The organism is Haoranjiania flava (genome assembly GCF_025631005.1).
Lineage (GTDB): Bacteria > Bacteroidota > Bacteroidia > Chitinophagales > Chitinophagaceae > Haoranjiania > Haoranjiania flava.
This window is the reverse complement of record NZ_JAOTPL010000005.1, coordinates 64,711-82,515: the sequence shown is the minus strand read 5'-3', so window position 1 is coordinate 82,515 and position 17,805 is coordinate 64,711. Positions and strand designations below refer to the sequence as shown.

The 17,805-nt window shown below is 43.7% G+C and carries 20 protein-coding genes and 1 tRNA gene; 8 read left to right on the top strand and 13 right to left on the bottom strand.

The features are described 5' to 3' along the window. Positions 1–12: 12 nt before the first annotated feature. From nuoF to OD355_RS05195, 6 genes are read right to left on the bottom strand one after another with little or no spacing between them, the layout of a single operon-like run. The gene (gene nuoF, locus OD355_RS05220) at positions 13–1,371 is read right to left on the bottom strand and encodes an NADH-quinone oxidoreductase subunit NuoF (RefSeq protein ID WP_263037403.1); all 1,359 of its coding nucleotides are present in this window, start codon (positions 1,369–1,371) and stop codon (positions 13–15) included. A 40-nt stretch (positions 1,372–1,411) separates the two neighbouring features. Continuing rightward, on the bottom strand, positions 1,412–1,912 hold the full coding sequence (locus OD355_RS05215; RefSeq protein WP_263037402.1) for an NADH-quinone oxidoreductase subunit NuoE family protein: 501 nt from the start codon (positions 1,910–1,912) through the stop codon (positions 1,412–1,414). A 56-nt stretch (positions 1,913–1,968) separates the two neighbouring features. Continuing rightward, complete coding sequence (locus OD355_RS05210) at positions 1,969–3,216, bottom strand: NADH-quinone oxidoreductase subunit D (RefSeq protein WP_263037401.1); 1,248 nt, start codon at positions 3,214–3,216, stop codon at positions 1,969–1,971. Between the two features lie 30 nt (positions 3,217–3,246). Continuing rightward, positions 3,247–3,744: an NADH-quinone oxidoreductase subunit C gene (locus OD355_RS05205; protein WP_263037400.1), complete on the bottom strand. Its 498-nt coding sequence runs from the start codon at positions 3,742–3,744 to the stop codon at positions 3,247–3,249. 9 nt (positions 3,745–3,753) lie between these two features. Beyond that, positions 3,754–4,344 (bottom strand): NADH-quinone oxidoreductase subunit B, encoded by a 591-nt coding sequence (locus OD355_RS05200; RefSeq protein ID WP_263037399.1) that lies wholly within the window; start codon positions 4,342–4,344, stop codon positions 3,754–3,756. A gap of 33 nt (positions 4,345–4,377) precedes the next feature. Beyond that, a complete protein-coding gene (locus tag OD355_RS05195) occupies positions 4,378–4,797 on the bottom strand; it encodes an NADH-quinone oxidoreductase subunit A (protein ID WP_263037398.1) in 420 nt (139 codons plus the stop codon). A 222-nt stretch (positions 4,798–5,019) separates the two neighbouring features. Between OD355_RS05195 and OD355_RS05190 the strand changes: the two genes are divergently transcribed. The 5 genes from OD355_RS05190 to rplL all read left to right on the top strand — a co-directional run bounded on the left by OD355_RS05190 (position 5,020) and on the right by rplL (position 7,819). After that, positions 5,020–5,505 carry a YcxB family protein gene (locus OD355_RS05190; protein WP_263037397.1) on the top strand — a complete coding sequence of 162 codons (486 nt, stop codon included), beginning with the start codon at positions 5,020–5,022 and terminating at the stop codon, positions 5,503–5,505. Between the two features lie 124 nt (positions 5,506–5,629). Continuing rightward, positions 5,630–6,073 carry a 50S ribosomal protein L11 gene (rplK, locus tag OD355_RS05185; protein WP_263037396.1) on the top strand — a complete coding sequence of 148 codons (444 nt, stop codon included), beginning with the start codon at positions 5,630–5,632 and terminating at the stop codon, positions 6,071–6,073. Between the two features lie 25 nt (positions 6,074–6,098). After that, on the top strand, positions 6,099–6,794 hold the full coding sequence (rplA, locus tag OD355_RS05180) for a 50S ribosomal protein L1 (RefSeq protein ID WP_263037395.1): 696 nt from the start codon (positions 6,099–6,101) through the stop codon (positions 6,792–6,794). 12 nt (positions 6,795–6,806) lie between these two features. Then, on the top strand, positions 6,807–7,340 hold the full coding sequence (gene rplJ / locus OD355_RS05175) for a 50S ribosomal protein L10 (RefSeq protein ID WP_263037394.1): 534 nt from the start codon (positions 6,807–6,809) through the stop codon (positions 7,338–7,340). A gap of 101 nt (positions 7,341–7,441) precedes the next feature. After that, positions 7,442–7,819: a 50S ribosomal protein L7/L12 gene (gene rplL, locus OD355_RS05170; RefSeq protein WP_263037393.1), complete on the top strand. Its 378-nt coding sequence runs from the start codon at positions 7,442–7,444 to the stop codon at positions 7,817–7,819. A gap of 74 nt (positions 7,820–7,893) precedes the next feature. Here rplL and OD355_RS05165 read toward each other — a convergent pair whose 3' ends face one another. Further along, positions 7,894–9,957, bottom strand: a complete 2,064-nt coding sequence (locus OD355_RS05165) for a TonB-dependent receptor (RefSeq protein ID WP_263037392.1) — start codon at positions 9,955–9,957, stop codon at positions 7,894–7,896. A gap of 110 nt (positions 9,958–10,067) precedes the next feature. Here OD355_RS05165 and OD355_RS05160 point away from each other — a divergent pair, with 110 nt between their 5' ends. Continuing rightward, positions 10,068–10,289 (top strand): DUF4834 family protein, encoded by a 222-nt coding sequence (locus OD355_RS05160; protein ID WP_263037391.1) that lies wholly within the window; start codon positions 10,068–10,070, stop codon positions 10,287–10,289. Between the two features lie 2 nt (positions 10,290–10,291). Here OD355_RS05160 and OD355_RS05155 read toward each other — a convergent pair whose 3' ends face one another. Next, entirely contained in the window at positions 10,292–10,903 is a 612-nt protein-coding gene (locus OD355_RS05155) for an HAD family hydrolase (protein ID WP_263037390.1), read from the bottom strand. Positions 10,904–10,999: 96 nt separating this feature from the next. On the opposite strand from OD355_RS05155, the gene OD355_RS05150 reads away from it, so the two are divergent. After that, a tRNA-Ile gene (locus OD355_RS05150) sits at positions 11,000–11,073 on the top strand. A 307-nt stretch (positions 11,074–11,380) separates the two neighbouring features. Beyond that, positions 11,381–11,581, top strand: coding sequence for a hypothetical protein (locus OD355_RS05145; RefSeq protein WP_263037389.1), 201 nt, complete (start codon positions 11,381–11,383; stop codon positions 11,579–11,581). Positions 11,582–11,902: 321 nt separating this feature from the next. Here the strand turns inward: OD355_RS05145 and OD355_RS05140 are convergent, their stop codons facing one another. The 5 genes from OD355_RS05140 to OD355_RS05120 form a co-directional block, all read right to left on the bottom strand. Further along, entirely contained in the window at positions 11,903–12,310 is a 408-nt protein-coding gene (locus tag OD355_RS05140) for a hypothetical protein (RefSeq protein WP_263037388.1), read from the bottom strand. 530 nt (positions 12,311–12,840) lie between these two features. After that, positions 12,841–14,562 (bottom strand): HAMP domain-containing sensor histidine kinase, encoded by a 1,722-nt coding sequence (locus tag OD355_RS05135; RefSeq protein ID WP_263037387.1) that lies wholly within the window; start codon positions 14,560–14,562, stop codon positions 12,841–12,843. Positions 14,563–14,592: 30 nt separating this feature from the next. Next, positions 14,593–15,711, bottom strand: coding sequence for a sensor protein KdpD (locus tag OD355_RS05130; RefSeq protein WP_263037386.1), 1,119 nt, complete (start codon positions 15,709–15,711; stop codon positions 14,593–14,595). Continuing rightward, the gene (locus OD355_RS05125; protein ID WP_263037385.1) at positions 15,698–16,603 is read right to left on the bottom strand and encodes a DUF389 domain-containing protein; all 906 of its coding nucleotides are present in this window, start codon (positions 16,601–16,603) and stop codon (positions 15,698–15,700) included. The genes OD355_RS05130 and OD355_RS05125 overlap by 14 nt, the downstream gene beginning before the upstream one ends. A 73-nt stretch (positions 16,604–16,676) precedes the next feature. Beyond that, positions 16,677–17,777: a porin gene (locus tag OD355_RS05120; protein ID WP_263037384.1), complete on the bottom strand. Its 1,101-nt coding sequence runs from the start codon at positions 17,775–17,777 to the stop codon at positions 16,677–16,679. Positions 17,778–17,805: the final 28 nt, after the last annotated feature.

Sequence of the window (17,805 nt, the reverse complement as noted above, 5' to 3'; positions counted from 1 at the left end):
TCAGCGGAGCAACTATGCCGGTACTGCCGCCGTATCTGTTATTCTTGGTTCTGCATAATTTGCCAGGCCGTAGTTTCTTGTCAGCGCTTCCTGCGGATTGGTCACATGCCATTCAAACTCATCCCTGAAATGCCTGATGGCTGCTGCAACCGGCCATGCTGCTGCATCGCCCAGCGGGCAAATGGTATTGCCTTCAATCTTCCTCTGGATATCCCACAATAAATCAATATCGCTCATTTTTCCGCGGCCGTCTTCAATATTCTTCAATATTTTCTCCATCCAGCCGGTGCCTTCCCTGCATGGTGAACACTGACCGCAACTTTCATGACGGTAGAAACGCGCCAAAGTATAAGTATGTTTCACCACGCACTGGTCTTCATCCAACACAATAAAACCGCCGGAGCCCAGCATCGATCCCGTGGCAAAGCCCCCTTCAGAAAGGCTTTCATAATTCATCAGCCTTTTTTCGCCGGTAGAAGTAGTCAGCAATAAGCTTGCGGGCAAAATAGGAACAGATGAACCGCCCGGAATGCAGGCTTTCAAACGTTTTCCGTTGGGAATGCCGCCGCACCATTCATCGCTGAATATAAATTCCTCTACGCTCAGGTCAAAAGGTATCTCGTACACGCCCGGCTTGTTGAGGTTGCCGCAGGCAGAAATAAGTTTGGTACCTGTAGATTTGCCTACGCCTATGTTTCCGTAAGCTGCCCCGCCCATATTCATGATCGGAACTACCGCTGCCAGCGTTTCCACGTTGTTTACCACAGTAGGCCGGTCCCAGGCGCCTTTTACGGCCGGGAACGGAGGTTTTATCCTCGGGTTGCCTCGTTTTCCTTCCAGGCTTTCGAGCAAAGCAGTTTCTTCGCCGCAAATGTAAGCGCCGGCACCGCGGTGCACATATATCTCACAATCGAAGCCGCTGCCCTGGATGTTTTTACCCAGCCACCCGTTGCTTCTTGCTTCTTCAATTGCCTGTTCCAGTATATCGGGTATCCACGCATATTCGCCGCGGATATAAATATAGGTGTTGTTAGATCCCAATGCATAGCTTGAAACAATCAGCCCTTCTATGAGCAGGTGAGGAATAAATTCCATTAAATACCTGTCTTTAAAAGTACCCGGCTCAGACTCGTCTGCATTGCACACCAGGTGGCGGGGAATGCCTTCTGGTTTAGCCAGGAAAGACCATTTAAGCCCTGTGGGGAAGCCCGCGCCGCCTCTTCCTCTGAGCCCGCTCTTCTTTACTTCTTCCACAACTTCATCCGGAGACATTTTAAGCGCCTTTTCAACTGCCGTATAGCCGCCGTTTTTGCGGTAGGTGTCGAAGAAGCGAATGCCTTCAATGTGTGCTTTATCTAATAATAATTTCATTTTGTATTAAAAATCAAATTAAAAGCCGTTGTAAATTTCTTTATTTTGCCAGCGTAGCGCCGGATCTGCATTCCTCAATCAATGCATCTACTTTTTCCCTGGTTAAATGCTCTTTGTAGAATTTTCCCAGTTGCAGCATGGGCGCATAGCCGCAGGCACCCAGGCATTCCACAGTTTTCAGGGTAAACATCCCGTCGGGAGTGGTCTCACCCGGCCCGATGTTCAGCTTCTCTTCAATATAAGCAATGATGTTGTCGCTGCCGTTGAGCATGCAGGGGCCGGTCTGGCATACTTCAAGCACATATTTGCCTACCGGCTTCGTGTGGAACATGCTGTAAAACGTAACCACCTCATACACTTCAATCGGCTCTAACTGCAGCAACCCTGCTACATAATCCATCACAGGCACATCCAGCCAGCCTCCTGACTCCTGTTGTGCCAGGTGCAAAACAGGTATCAGAGCGCTTTTCTGCTTCCCTTCGGGATAGCGGGCTATAATCTCCTGCACTTTTTTTAGCGTACCTTCCGAAAACTGAATCATTATACTCTATTTCGTTCTTTAACTTTTAAATTCTGCCTGGTATTTCTTACCAATCTTTAGGCATCCATTTCTCCTGCAATCAGGTTCAGGCTACTCATGTTGATAACCGCATCGCTCAGCAACCCTCCTTTGATCAGCTCTTCAAATGCCTGGTAATAAATAAAACACGGACGCCTGAAATGCAGGCGGTATGGTGTTCTGCCGCCATCGCTGATCAGGTAGAAGCCCAGCTCGCCATTACCACCTTCCACAGAGTGGTAAACTTCACCCGCCGGCAGAGCCGTTTCGCCCATGATAATTTTAAAATGCCAGATCAATGCTTCCATCTTGGTGTATACATCTTCTTTCTTGGGAAGATAATACTCCGGCACATCCGCATGATACACTTCTGCATCTTTTCCTTTAAATTCCATACACTTTTCATACGCCTGTTTGATGAGGCTGTAAGACTGCCACATCTCCTGGTTGCGTACCAGGTAGCGGTCGTAAACATCTCCTGTGCTTCCTACAGGCACCTGCAGGTCAAAATCCTCGTAGCTGCAATAAGGTGTATGAATCCTTACGTCATAATCAACGCCTGTAGCACGCAGGTTGGGGCCTGTAAAGCCATAGTTCAGCGCACGTTCGGCAGAGATCGGCCCTACGCCGATGGTCCTGTCCATGAAGATCCGGTTGCGCTGGGTAAGGGCTTCAAATTCTTTGAGTTTATGCGGAAACTTTTCCAGGAAAATTTCTAATTTTCTCCAGGCAACCTCATTGAAATTGCGCTCGAACCCGCCGATACGGCCAATGTTGGTAGTAAGGCGTGATCCGCAGATCTCTTCATAAATTTCATAGATGGCCTCCCTGTCCTGCATCAGGTAGATGAAAGGCGTAGAGGCGCCGGAATCCTGCACAATAATGGTGTTGCAGATGATGTGGTCGGCAATACGCGCCAGCTCCATGATAATGATGCGCATGTAATCCACGCGTTTGGGCGTCTGTATTTTTAAAAGCTTTTCGCAGGTCATATGCCAGCCCATGTTGTTGATGGGGCTTGAGCAATAGTTCATCCTGTCTGTAAGCGGTGTGATCTGGTACAGCGGGCGGCGCTCTGCAATTTTCTCAAAAGCACGGTGAATATAGCCTACCGTCATTTCTGTAGAAACCACGCGCTCGCCGTCAATTTCCATAATATTTTGAAACACGCCGTGCGTAGCCGGGTGTGCAGGGCCGAAATTGATGGTTACCGTTTTTTTCTCTATAAATCCTTCGGGAAGGTTTATATGCTCGTTGTCTTTAGTATGTATCTGTTCTTCAACCATTTTGAGTTGAATATATTATTTTGTGTTTAATTATCTTCCAAACATTGCATTATCCTTATCCAGGCGGGTCTGATCTTCCAGCGGGTATTCTTTTCTCATGGGGAAATAATCCATTTCATCCGGGTTTAAAATACGTTTTAAATTCGGATGGTTCACGAAATTGATACCATAGAAGTCATAGGTTTCCCTTTCCTGCCAGTTAGCAGACTCGAACAGCGCCGTAGCTGACTGAATATTTAAGTTCTCTATATCAAGCGAAGTCTTAATCCTCATCCTGAAATTGTCCACCAGGTTGTGCAGGTGGTACACGATCATAAACTCCTGTCCTTTTTTATGAGGGAAATGCACCGCAGTGACATCGGTCAGGAAACGGAATGCGAAAGCTTCATTCTCATACAATTCTCTTAAAATATCAATATTATCTTCGGCATGGATATGAAATTCTAGCATGCCGTAAGGCTCATCGAACGCGAAAACCTTATCACCGAAGGTGCTTATTAATTTCTCTTTTACAGACTCGTTTGTCATGGTTGGTAATTATTCTATTCCGTATGTGCCTAATAATGCTTTGTAATGTTCACTGTTTCTGCGGCGCAGGCTTTCATTCCTGTTGAGCTCCTGTATGAGCATAAATCCCTCAATGATGCCTTCAGGGCGGGGCGGGCAGCCGGAAACGTATACGTCTACCGGCACAATCTGGTCAATGCCCTGCAATACAGAGTAGGTATCAAATATGCCGCCGGAACAGGCGCAGGCGCCGATAGCCATCACCCACCTGGGTTCTGCCATTTGCGCATACACTCTTTTAATAATGGGGGCCATTTTCTTGGAAATAGTTCCCATTACCATCAGCACATCGCACTGGTGTGGTGCATGCGCCATCCTTTCCCCTCCAAACCGGCCGATATCATAATTACTGGCCACCGTGGCCATGTATTCTATACCGCAGCAGGAAGTGGCAAAAGGTACGGGCCACATGGAAAACTGCCTTCCCATGCCTATCACCTTTTCTAATGAGGTAGCAAAATAACCTTCACCGGCGAGGCCTTCGGGCATTTCTCTCAGTGCAATGTTGTCATTTATATCTGCCTCTTTTGCATTTATATTAAATCTTACTGGACGAGCCATAATTTTTTCTCCTTAGTTTTGATTCATTCAATATTAATCTTCCCAATTCAGCGCACCTTTCTTATACAAATAAATCAACCCGGTTATAAACAGGCTTACAAATATCAATACAGTGATAAAGCCCTGCCAGCCAAGCGCTTTAAAGTTCACGGCATAGGGGTAAAAGAAAATCACTTCCACGTCGAACAACACAAATAAAATAGCCACCAGGAAGTATTTTACAGATACCGGCTGCCTTGCGTGGCCGTGGTGCTCTTTTAAGCCGCCGGCAAAAGTTTCAAGCTTTACTTCAGTAGGCCTTTTGGGCCCCAAAAGGTGCGATATCCAGACCAGTATCGCCACAAAAGCCAGGGCAAAAAGAATATGCACTACAATGGGAATATACTCCGCCGATGTGCCTGAAGCCTGCTGTGTTTGCGCCGCCTGTAATAAAAGAATATTCAATAGCTGCATAAGTGCTAATTTCGGAATAAGATTATGTGCAAAAGTAGTAAAATTCCTTATCAATAACTATTTTTTGATGCCCTTTGTAGTTGCTGAAAAAACAAACAACCTTCAAAATTAGCGCGCTTTTGGCGCATGGGATTTTAAGATCGTAAACAGTATTCGAAAAATTTTTGATTTCTTCGAAATAAATGCCTCTATTTGTAACTTATTTTTCGATAAGAGCGGCATATGCAGATACTTTTTAATTATGATAAGAAAAAAGTGATACAGGCGCTACGCTATCATTTTATTTCGCGCCCGGAGATTAAAATATTGGCGGTGATCACGATTGTATTTTCCGTGCTGGCAGGCGTATTTCTTTTTATGAAAAAAATACATCCCCAGATATTCCTGCTGGCTTCTTTTATCTGGATGGCTTTTTTTATAGTGGTTTTTTACCTCCTGCCGCTTATTATTTACAAAAAATCTAAAAACACTTTCCGCGACAGCTTTGCAGCGGGCTTTACACCACAATATATCAGCATTGAAAATGCGCGCGGCAGGTCGGAATGGGAATGGAACCGTTTTTCCAACTTCTTTGAAACACCGCACTTCTTCCATCTTTATTTTAATAAAAGAGCATTCTTCCTGATACCGAAAGATGACATGAGCAGCGTGCAGGCTTCGGAAATCAGGAAACTGCTGACTGCCAACGTACGCATTGGCAAATATTGATATAAAAATATTTGTCATTTACCCTGAATTGATTACCTTTGCAGCCCCAAATAGTTCTTTATAAGAAATATTGTATTGGGAGTCTCGCCCCGGGCGGGACGTTATCACCAAAAAATTAATTAAAATGGCAAAAGAAATCTCAGGTTTCGTAAAGTTGCAGGTAAAGGGCGGACAAGCCAACCCTGCACCACCGGTAGGGCCTGCCTTAGGTTCCAAAGGTGTGAACATTATGGAGTTCTGCAAACAATTCAATGCAAGAACCCAGGACAAACCAGGAAAAGTACTTCCTGTAGTTATCACGGTTTATTCTGACAAGTCTTTCGACTTCGTTATCAAAACTGCTCCTGCAGCTATCCAACTGATGGAAGCAGCCAAAATTCAAAAAGGTTCTAAGGAAAGCAATCGCAACAAAGTAGGCAAGGTTACCTGGGCACAGGTAGAAGAGATCGCTAAGGACAAAATGCCCGATCTTAACTGCTTTACGCTGGAAAGCGCGATGAAACTGGTAGCCGGTACTGCCCGCAGCCTGGGAATAACAGTGGAAGGCGCCGCTCCCTGGGAAAATTAATATTAATCCTTAAAACTAATTTGAGATGGCAAAAATTTCCAAAAAAAGAAAAGTCGCTGAAGCGAAAATAGAAAAGAACAAATTATATACTCTTGCCGAAGCTTCTGCATTGGTAAAAGAAGTGAACACAACCAAGTTCGACAGTTCTGTTGACTTGCATGTACGCCTGGGCGTAGACCCCAGGAAAGCTGACCAGCAGGTACGCGGCACCGTAACCCTTCCGCATGGTACAGGTAAAACCAAATCTGTACTGGTTTTATGCACGCCGGATAAAGAAGCGGATGCAACTGCTGCAGGCGCCGACTATGTAGGACTGGATGAATACATTGCTAAGATCGACAGCGGATGGACTGATGTAGACGTGATCATCGCTACTCCTTCTGTAATGCCTAAGATTGGGCGTCTTGGTAAAGTATTAGGCCCAAGAAACCTGATGCCCAACCCTAAAACAGGCACTGTAACCAACGATGTGGCAGCTGCGGTAAACGAAGTAAAAGGTGGTAAAATTGCTTTTAAAGTAGATAAAGCAGGTATAGTACACGCATCAATCGGCCGTGTTTCTTTCACTCCTGAAAAAATAGTTGAAAACTGCCAGGAGCTGATCAATGCTTTGATGAAACTAAAACCAACTGCCGCTAAAGGTACTTACGTAAAAAGCGTTAGTGTTGCAAGCACTATGAGCCCGGGCATTGCAGTAGATACCAAATCTGTTCAACACTAAAATTTCCGAGAAATGACTAAAGAACAAAAAAATGAAGTGATCGAACTTTTGAAAGAAAAGTTCTCTCAATATACCAACTTCTACATCACCAATACAGAAGCGCTTACAGTGAGCCAGATCGGCCAGCTCCGCCGCGCCTGCTTCGATAAGGAAGTTGAAATGAAAGTGGCTAAAAACACTTTGATTAAAAAAGCGTTGGAATCACTGGATGCTGAAAGATATGCAGGCGTATTTGATTCTTTGCACAATGTAACCGCACTGATGTTTTCCAACAATGCAAAAGATCCCGCCATCATCATCAGCGATTTCCGTAAGGAAAAAGGCGAAAAACCTGTGCTGAAAGCAGCTTTCCTCGACGGAAGCGTATACGTAGGCGACGATCAGTTGCAGACACTGAAAACCATCAAAGGCAAAGACGAGCTTATCGGTGAAATCATCGGCTTGTTGCAGTCTCCTGCCAAGAATGTTATCAGCGGCCTGAACGCCGGCAGCAAACTTGCAGGCCTTATCAAAGCTTTGGAAGAACGCGCTCCACAGGAAGCGTAAACATACAGCCTAATCCTCCGGGCTTAAGTGGAGGAAAAATCAATCATCACCCGCCGGATTCACACGGTGAATATGAAGGCGGTTTAAAAAGTAAAAAAATCATGGCAGACTTAAAACAATTTGCTGAACAGTTAGTAAACCTTACTGTAAAAGAGGTTAATGAATTAGCACAAATCCTTAAAGACGAGTACGGCATTGAGCCTGCAGCTGCTGCTGTAGCTGTAGCAGGACCTGCTGCCGGCGGAGGCGCTGCTGCTGCAGAAGAAAAAACTTCTTTTGACGTAGTTCTTACAAGTGCAGGCGCTGCTAAATTGGGTGTTGTGAAAGTAGTAAAAGACATCACCGGTTTAGGCCTTAAAGAAGCTAAAGAATTAGTTGATGGCGCTCCAAAACCAATCAAAGAAGGCGTTTCTAAAGCTGAAGCTGACGAAGTTGCTGCTAAACTGAAAGAAGCAGGCGCTGAAGTTGAAATTAAATAATTTCACCTGATTAAGTAAACTATTCAAGAAATGGTTTATTCCGATATTCAAGAAAATAGCTGCATATATTGCGGCTATTTTTTTGTACCTGCTTTCCATACCACGCCCACCCAATAATTCCAGGGCGCTGCCGGATTGTAATACCTTTTCCCAAACGCATTGAGGTCGTTGCCCAGGCTGTAGCTTGCATTCAGCAGGTTATCTGCTCCTACATGCAGGGTTACAGATGATTTATTCAGCAGGAAAGTTTTCCCTGCTTTTACCTGCAGCAGGTGATACGGCTTTGCGAACGCATCGTTGGCATCATTCAGCGGCAGTGATGAGGTATAGTTGTAGTAAACCGATAAAGACAGGTTTGCAGGAAAATCTGCCGCCAGCGTATTGGACAGCATAGTTTTGGGCACACCGGTCATCAGGTTGCCGGCATAATTTTTATCGTCATACACATACTCTGCAAACCTGAAAAAGCTTCGGGTGAATGCAGCGCTGACGTGCAGTTTCTTTACAAACAATTGCTGAGCTGGCGTTATGAGCTTATAATTCATCCAGGCTTCCATACCTGTCTGCTTTGTACTGCCAGCATTTACAAAATACTCGGCGCCACCTTCATTTGTACGCCGCACAATCGCATCGTGCAGGCCGAAGTGAAATACAGAAGCATCAACAAATAACCTGCCGTTCAGCAGGTTTAGCCGGAAACCGCTTTCGTAGTTCCAGCCATGCTCCGGATTAAGCTGATCATATATTTTATTGTCCGAAGGGCGGATCTCTGCAGTTGTGGGCGGCGAATAGCCTTTACTTAGCGAACCCCGCCAGATGAAGTTGCTTGCAAGCGCATAGCTGAAAGCCGCGCGTGGCATCCATTGCGGCGCAAAGCTTTTGGTGATGCCTGTGTCTTTGAAAAAATATTTATAAAAATTAAGGCTTACGGCTGCTTCAACAAACAGCCTGCCGTTAAATGACAGGTCAATTTTATTGAAATAAAAATGCTGCAGCGTATTAATGTCAGCGGCAGATTGTAAATTTCCTGCTTCACCTTTGTTGTTGTCATAATTGGCGATCTTTACCCTGGTGTGTGCGCCTTCCGTACCCAGGGTATATTTCCAGTTAAAATTCCCCGACACTGAAGTTTTAGCACTGTATGTAAAATAGCTGCGCCAGCCAAACGTAGGCTCATCGCGGGTTTCGTCATTGGTGATAAACCTGTTCATGTAGTCTGCATTGCCTGCAAACAGCGCCACCAGATGAGAGAGATTTTCAGAGAAATCTGTTTTGTGCGAGAGGCCGCCGAACATATATTTATTCACTGTGCCTGTTTTTTGTTCTGCCGAGCCGGGCATAGTTTTCGTAGCCGGGCGTGCCTGCCACGGGTCTTTTTGCATCTGCTCCTGTGTAAGCCCGCCCGGTGTTTGATACTGCAAACGTGAATAGAGCGCCAGCAGCTCGAGCTCCCTGTTTTTGGCATATCTCCACCGGTCGTGTACATCAACAAAAAATCTTTTAGCGGCACTGTTCACCCTGTAGTTGTCAGCAGATTCATAGCTCTGTGTCACACGCAGCGTGTGGCCTCCGGCGTTTTTTCTCCATAGTATATTTTCCTCAAACAAATTAAAAGAACCGGTGCGCACCTCTGCTTTTACCTGGTCCGGAAAGTTATCCGTATCAGGATTTAAAATCACCACACCGCCGGAGTTTGCGCCAAAGAGGCTGCCATCTGGGCCTTTGAGCACTTCTATATTTTCTACTGCATTCCTGCTAAGGATATTCAGGTAGGTATTGCCTCCTGCGTCGGTCAGGGGAAAATGGCGCAGGTACACCTTTACATTGCGCACCCCAAAAGGCGAACGCATCAGGCTGCCGCGCAGGGAAAGCCTGTAGCTTGCAGGCGAACGCTCTTCCATGCGAATGCCGGGCAAGGCATTCAGAGCGGGCAGCAGCGTGTTGCCGGTGAGGGCATTCATTTGTGCGGTATCCACCACATTTACCGCGCCGGGGATATGCAATACAGCCTGCCGGTTGATGTAGCCTGTGACTTTGATATCTGCCAACTCCGCACTGTCAATTTCCTGTGCCAACGCCTTTTGTGAAACAGCAGATAATAAGACAAAAATCAGTATTTTAGGAAAAGATGGCTGCATAATTGCAAAGCTATTCAAAGTGGCTGAATGTTTGAGCCACACAGGAAACTCTTTTGTTAATCTTAGTGCAGATCAACGATAATTGTACAAAGAGAAGTAAATTTGTAAACATGGGATACATACTATTGGCCATCTTCTTATACTTTGTTTACCGCTTCACGGTTGGTTTTGTGCTTCCTGTAATGCGCACGACTGCTGAAGTAAAGAGGAAAGTGCGCGAGATGCAATCACAGCAAAGTGGTCACAGCGCTACAGACAACAGCAATCAAAACATTCCGCACAAGCCTGCTGACAAGGGCGAATACATTGAGTTTGAAGAGGTGAAGGATTAATTCTACAGCTTTATATCTTCCACGCGCATCGGGCTTTGCAGGAGAATGGTATGCATGCCCAGCGCCGATGCAGCTTCTACATTGATGGGTGTATCGTCTATAAACAGCGTTTCTCCGGCAGCAAGGCCCTGTTGCTGTAAAATGGCCAAGAAGCCCGCAGCGTCAGGTTTACGATGGTGCAATTCATGCGAAAAATAAGCTTTTTCAAAAAGGCTTTCCAAGGTGCCGCCAATGGTATCAGCAAACAGCTTTGAAAAAAATATATGGTGCACGCGATTGGTATTGGAGTACAGGAACACTTTGTAATCTGCGCTTATTTTCTTCAGCCAGTCGATGGAACTTTTACGGAAATCGCCGAGCATGGCATTCCAGGCTTTTGTGATTTGCTCATCTGAAAGGCTGGTGTTTGTTTCTTTTCTGAAGCCTTCAAAAAAATCTTCGTCTGTGACCAGCCCTTTTTCAAAACCGGCAAACAGGGGGTTGGAATGGTGCTGCATAAAAAAACTGTCGAAATCCATTATGCCCAGGCTCTCAAATGCTTTTTTGGTGCGGAGATAATGAATGTCTATGAAGATGCCGCCGAGGTCGAAAATAATGTTTTTAAAGCTTTGCATTTATCCAATAAATTTTGGACGAAAATAAATTATTTAATTTGATTTTTTCATTAACTTTGCAGTCCTCGAATTTTAAGAATCACTCTGAAAAATTCCGGGCCTATAGCTCAGCTGGTTAGAGCACCTGACTCATAATCAGGTGGTCCCTGGTTCAAGTCCAGGTGGGCCCACAGATAGAAAGCCTTGTAAACAGTACGTTTCAGGGCTTTTCTGTGTATACGAGCTTTCATACATTTTATAATTTTACCCGCAGTAGTTGTAATTATTATGTTTATTGTAATCCATAATAAATGTTGTAATTATTTAGCATTGCTGTAATTCTCTCCTGGTGAAATTGCAGTAGTATAATTTGCCGCAGAAGCTACTGACGGATGCAGAAAAACCAGCTTCGGAAAAACAACAAGTTTACAAAAAGAGCGATAGCTTTTACTACATAGAGTTTGACGCAGAAAGTAAAGAAAGCATAAAACTCCACGGGTGGGATTACCATTTCAAGCCAAACGGTGCATCCACAGGCATACATGGCTTGCAACAGCATTAAGCTGGCCTGAACCTATCGCTTTTGCCACATGGGTGCTGCTTGATAAGGATTACCAGGTGCTGTTTCACTACAATGGTGTATTAACTCCGGCGCAGCTTAATAAGTTAATGAAGATCATTGATGAGATAAATAAGTGATGGCACAAAGCTGTAGGAAGTTGGATATTCTGACACGAAGGCATTCAGGGATTTATTTTCAAAAACTACGGGGCTTACTCCAGCCGAATACAGAAAAAAGTACACTGAGATAATATCTCCGCATATATGAGTCAGGTAGCGCGAATTGTTTGTCGGTTGCCGACCGATATCTGTAAATCGACGTCATTCCATAAGACTGAAATGTAACGGTACAGTGGTAGTTGTTGAAGATAATATTGCGGGTAATGTAATTTAAATGGTGAATCGGCGTTGTTGAACGGGTAATATACTTATGGCTGTAAATAATAAAATACTATTCTGCTACCGATCTTTCAGCCTATACACCAACTTAAGCCCCGACCATTGTTCATCAATAGCGCAGACCTTTACATCCACCAGCCCCATAGCAAGCGCAGTGTCACGAATGACATTTTCAGTTAATTCACTAGTTTGTGCAGCGCTCTTCTTATACCATGATACCCAGATACTACCGTCTTTCCTGATCTGTTGCATTAGTAAAGGCAACTGCTTTTCCAGTTCTTTTAAGCTGTTAGTGAAGAAGTGAATAAAGTTGAGGTCAGTAGTTGCTTTGTTGGCAACATACAATTTGGCATATAGATCGCCAATTAACTCTTTATACTTGGCAGGTGCATTTATCAGTTTAATAATGTCACCCTCTTTCAGTCCAAGCTTTTTATAAAGCGGGTTTGCGGAGTAGCCTGCAGCCATTCTTAATTATTTTTAAAGTCTACATTATTTGCTTCATGTAATTTTTATTTTTTCTTTATTCACATGGAATAACCTTTATTCATTCGCGGTTGGTATGCAACTTTGCTTATGGTTATTTCATGATACTATTGTAACCATTATGACCTGGAAATCATGAGAAATAGATACCGGTACTGCTTACCACATAATCAACATAGGTTTTTATTGCAGTGTTAATTCCAACGTCAAATGTCGCGTTTATTTTATTTTTTTCCTTAAAAATATATCTAGCGTTTTTAATCAATGCAAAACTTTCACCTCTTATTGTAAGTTTAATTGCCAGGAATGCCAAAATCTTTCAGAATTATATCTAACGTAGGATATATGAATTTATAGTCGAACAGGAAGCCGTTCTATTATTAAGTATCCTTTTAAATTTCAATTAATAAAATTAAATAAGAAATTCTATTGCCACAGTGCCTTTTACTGCAAACCAATATTAAACTACATGTACAACTAAATTATGCCATCTTCTTAATCATATAGTTGCATTAGGCGCTCACCGGCAAATAAATCCTAAACACACTACCGGCGCCCAGTTCACTCTGCACTTCTATTTTACCGCCTTGTTGTTCAAGCAATTCGCGGCTTATAGCGAGCCCCAGGCCTGTACCTTCTTTTTTACTGCCGGGTATCCGGAAATAGCGGTCGAAGATTTTATGGACATATTGCGGCGCAATGCCCTGGCCTGTATCGGTTACAGCGATGGTTACAAATTTTGCATCGATTCCTGCATCTACCTCAACCGTGGCATACTCGTAAGAATGACGGACAGCATTTGAAATAAGATTATTAAGCACCCAAACCGTCTTATCGCCGTCTACGCTGACTAAAGGCAATTGCTGCGGAATATTTGCTGCAACCCGGATGTGTTTGGCTTCAGCAACTGTAAAATTATTAGAAACAGCAGAGCGGATTAAATCAGCCGGATCTGTGTCAGTTATCTGCAACTGTATTTTCCCGCTTTCCAGTTGCGTCATATTTAAAAGCTCCCCGGTGATCTTTAATAGTCGCAGGGCATCTTCTTTAATACTTTCTACCAGTTCTTTCTGCTCTTTGTTCAACTCACCGACCCCGTCATTTTGTAAAAGCTGCGTGCTCATTTTAATGGAGGATATGGGCGTTTTTAATTCATGAGAAACAGTTGCCAGAAAATTAGTTTTGGCGAAATCCAGTTCTTTGTAAGAAGTAATATTTTTCAGGAATATAACATCGCCGATATGCTTTTCCTGTGTTTCGCCGGTAGGCGTAATTTTGATGGGTATGATCTGTTTTTGAAAATAGCTTTCCCTGTCATTGGCGAAGATCTTTATCGGTTCTCTGTCTTTCGTTGCCAGGAACAGGTCTTTAACCAATACTCTTATCAGGTCATTATTTACCGCTAAATCCTGAACAGGCCTGTTTATTACGTCTGCTCTTTTTGTATTTGTTACAGCCAATGCCTCCTCATTAATAAAAAGTAAATTCTTATGCTCATCCAGCCCTATCACCGGCTCCTGGATATTATCAATAAGTGTTTCTATTCTCTTTTTTTCTGTGAGCAGTTTTGCCAGGTTGCTGTTGTTGTATTCCTGGAGTTTTTCGGCCATTATGTTAAAGGCATCTGCCATTTCACCAAATTCATCTTTGTTATCAATATGCACCCTTTCCGAATAGTTTTTGGCGGCGATGCTTTTCATGCTGGCGGTAAGCTCCCTGATAGGATTGGCAACCCCGCCCGGGAAGTTGACGAGCATAACTAATGCTATGAAAAATGAAAGCGTTCCTGCGAGCATGACCCAGCTAATAGCTTCCGATGCCGACTTTTGAGCAACGTCGCTTTTACGCTGGATAGCTTCCATATTTAGCATCATCACATCGGTGAGGTTGCTCCGGATTTCTTTGAAAAGCAGGCTGTCGGTATTTTTAGCGATCAGGGATCTAAACTTATTGGCCAGCTTATTTGTTGCTTCACGTTCACCCATTTCGGTAACGTTCTTTTGTTGCTTTTTCAGGCTTGCATCAAATCTTGCATATGCGCTGCTGTCGGTTTGTATTTCGTCGAGCGCTAACAACATTTCGCGGCTATAGGCCACGGAGTTGTAGTTTGCCACAAGAATATTTTTTATATCGCCTGAGAGCTTTGTAATATAGAATCCGGATAATATACTGAGCAATGTAACCAGTATGAATAACGCGCCGATGCCAACAAACAGCTTTTGCTTAATTTTCATTTCATTTATTATTTAGTTGAAACATACTAATTATGAGAAAATCACTATATCCACATCACTGTCGCTTAGCTTTTTGAGCAGGTTATTAAAAACACCGGAAGCAGCCAATACCTGCCACATAGTAAGATGCGGTTTTCCGATACATAGGGTAGTGATCTTTCTCTGTTCTGCCTGTTCCACAATAGCGGTGGAAATTTTTTCAGATTTCACCTTTATGATATCAGCGCCGAGTTCTGTAGCGAGTTGAAAATGATTGATCAGGTGCCTTTGCTTATCCAGTGCAATTTTATCAGCGCTTTCTGCGGGCGTTTCCACATACAGTACAAACCATTTGCTGTGGTAATAATTTGCCAGTCGCGCTGTTTTACGGATCACGGTCTTTGCAGTCTTTTCGTTACTGCTGATGCAGGCCAGGAAGCGCTCCTGCTTCATGGCTTGTTTGGGGATTTCCGTTTCTACTTTGCGCTCAACTGCCGATGCCACTTCCTTTAATGCAAGTTCTCTGAGCTGGAGAATATTTTCATTTTTAAAAAAATTATTCAGCGCTGTGTGAATTTTATCTGCATGGTATATCTTGCCTTCTTTTAACCGGGTTATTAATTCATCTGCCGGGAGATCAATATTCACCACTTCATCTGCATCTTTTAATACACTATCGGGGATCCTTTCGGCAACCTTTACGCCGGTAATTTCTTTTACATCTTCATTCAGGCTTTCAATATGCTGAATGTTTACCGCCGAGATTACATTTATGCCTGCATCCAGGATGTCCATTACATCCTGCCATCTTTTGCTATTCCTGCTGCCTTCAATATTGGTATGCGCCAGTTCATCTACCAACACTACTTCCGGCCGGTCGTGGATAATGGCGTCCGTATCCATTTCCTCCAGTTCTTTGCCTTTATAAAATAGTTTTCTGCGTGGAATTTCTGGCAGGCCCGCAAGCAGGGCATGGGTTTCGGCGCGGTTATGGGTTTCAATGAAGCCTATCTTTACATTAATACCATTGCGCAATAGCGTGTGCGCCTCCTGCAGCATACGAAAGGTCTTACCCACACCGGCGCTCATGCCGATGTAGATCTTGAACCTTCCCCGTTTTGATTTTTTGATGAGGTTTAAAAAGTGTTCAGGAGTGTTACCGTTTTCCATTGCTTTGTTTTTGTAAACGATGAATGACAGCGTCCATTTGATTTATTTTATTTTCCAGTTTAATTATTCTTTCATTATTAATTTCGCCCATTGTTTCTAATGATGTATCGTATTGCGCATGCCATTTATTATAAGAAATCCAAAGAGCGGGCGCCAACATAAGAACGGTAAAGATATTCCACAACCATACTTTATAGTTGGCCAGCAGCTTTTCGTTCTTTACTCTTTTACCATGGTAAATAAGTCTTGCCAGAAAGTAAGTGCCCCAGCCTATAAAGACACAGTTGATCAGGAAGAAGTACATACCGCCGGCAAAATATGACAGGTCTGCATGGGCAATGCCATAAGCTGCTGTACACAATGGCGGCATACATGCAGTAGCTACAGCCACACCGGCAATGATCTTTGTGCCTTCTTTTTTTATTAAACCGATGAAGCCGGCCATTCCTCCAAAAAAAGCAAGCATGATATCGAAGAAAGAAGCCTGTGTAAATGCGTTGAGCAGCGGCGTGCTTTTGCCAAAAGGGTTAATAAGAAAAAAAATTGAAGATGATAGCAGGCTTACAAATACCATTACTATCCAGTTAAAAATGCTTTTTCTTTTTAAGCTGACATCCCTTATTGCCAGCGCATAGGCAAAAGCAAAGATGGGGCCCATTAACGGAGATATGATCATGGCCCCTATGATGGCAGCAACAGAGTTGGTGATGAGCCCGATACTGGCCAATACCATTGAAAACGCCAGTATCCACAGGTTGTAGCCCCGGTACTGTGCGTTCTCTACAATTTCGTGGTGCGTTATTTCATCAGCTTCTTCTCTGAACAACAGTACCTGCCTCCTGATGTATCTCGAGATCAGCCCGAACCTGGTATTGGATATAAAGTTTGGCATTGTAAAATATTGTCATCCAAAGCTAAAGCAAACTTTTCTTCACACATTTAAAAACAATCAAAAAACCCTGGTATTAAAAGGATATTGCCAATGAGGAAGTAACAAAGAAATTGCTGTTTGTTGCGCGGCCGTCTTTCATAAATATTCTATCCTTGCTGTTGAAGCCCCGCGCTTCCATGCGCCATATGCAATTATCTGTGATAAGCCTGTCTACATTCATAGAGTAACCAAAAGTCCGGAACCCTTCTGCCCCGTTACTTCCCGGAATGATAACACCATTTTTATCATTAAAATATTCAGCGCGCAGACCAATGTTCCATTTTTCATCGGGCCTTATGCTGGCAATAACATTGGGTGTATACCAGATGTTGTAACGGCTACTGCCTTTGGATTGCTGTTCTGCACCTATATCAAAACCCAATGTCAATGAAATGCTTTCATTTATGCTGAATTGCCCGTAAAGATCATGGAAATAGCGCATTTGCCGGATGCTGTCGGGTTTATCATTGCCAATAAAAGAGCTGCTGTTAATGGTAACCTGGTCATTTGGTTTATACGTAAGCTGTTGGCCGAACGCGGGCGTATGGTTTCCATTGACTCTTTCTATTCTTTGCCATCCGTTCAGCAACAAACCAGCGATGTACCATTTATTATTGTGTGAGGTATAGGAAAGCCGCGCGCCGGTCTCAAAGTAAGGCGAGTTCTCGGCCGCAATGCTTCTGGTAAGCGTGGGGCAGTCTTTCCCTACAGCGCTTTCCCAACCAATATGGGAAGGAAGAACACCTGCATCGATCCAGACATTTTCCTTTTTAGAGATCTTTACACCAACATTGGCCTCGTAGATATTTTTCAGCACACCGGCTTCAGCAGCCATATTGTCGTTGCTGTAAGTCCCGGCCATAAGCGCCAGGTTTCCTCTTACTTTATCATTGTCATAATTGGCTTTAATCATTCCCAGATGCAGGCTGAAAGTATTGTGGCGGTTATACGCGTAAAGAAAAGGCTGCCTGATATGATCTTGCGGTTTTGCAAAATCATAAGCATAGAAAACTTCAGCATAAGCTGTGATGTTGAAGTCTTTTTTCGAACTATCTGTTTGCGCATAGGAAGGCGCCGTTGCCAACAGCAGGCAGGTAATGATACACAGCAATAGAATCGTACGAATATTTCTCATTTTTATTTTTTTGAGTTTTGGGAGAAGC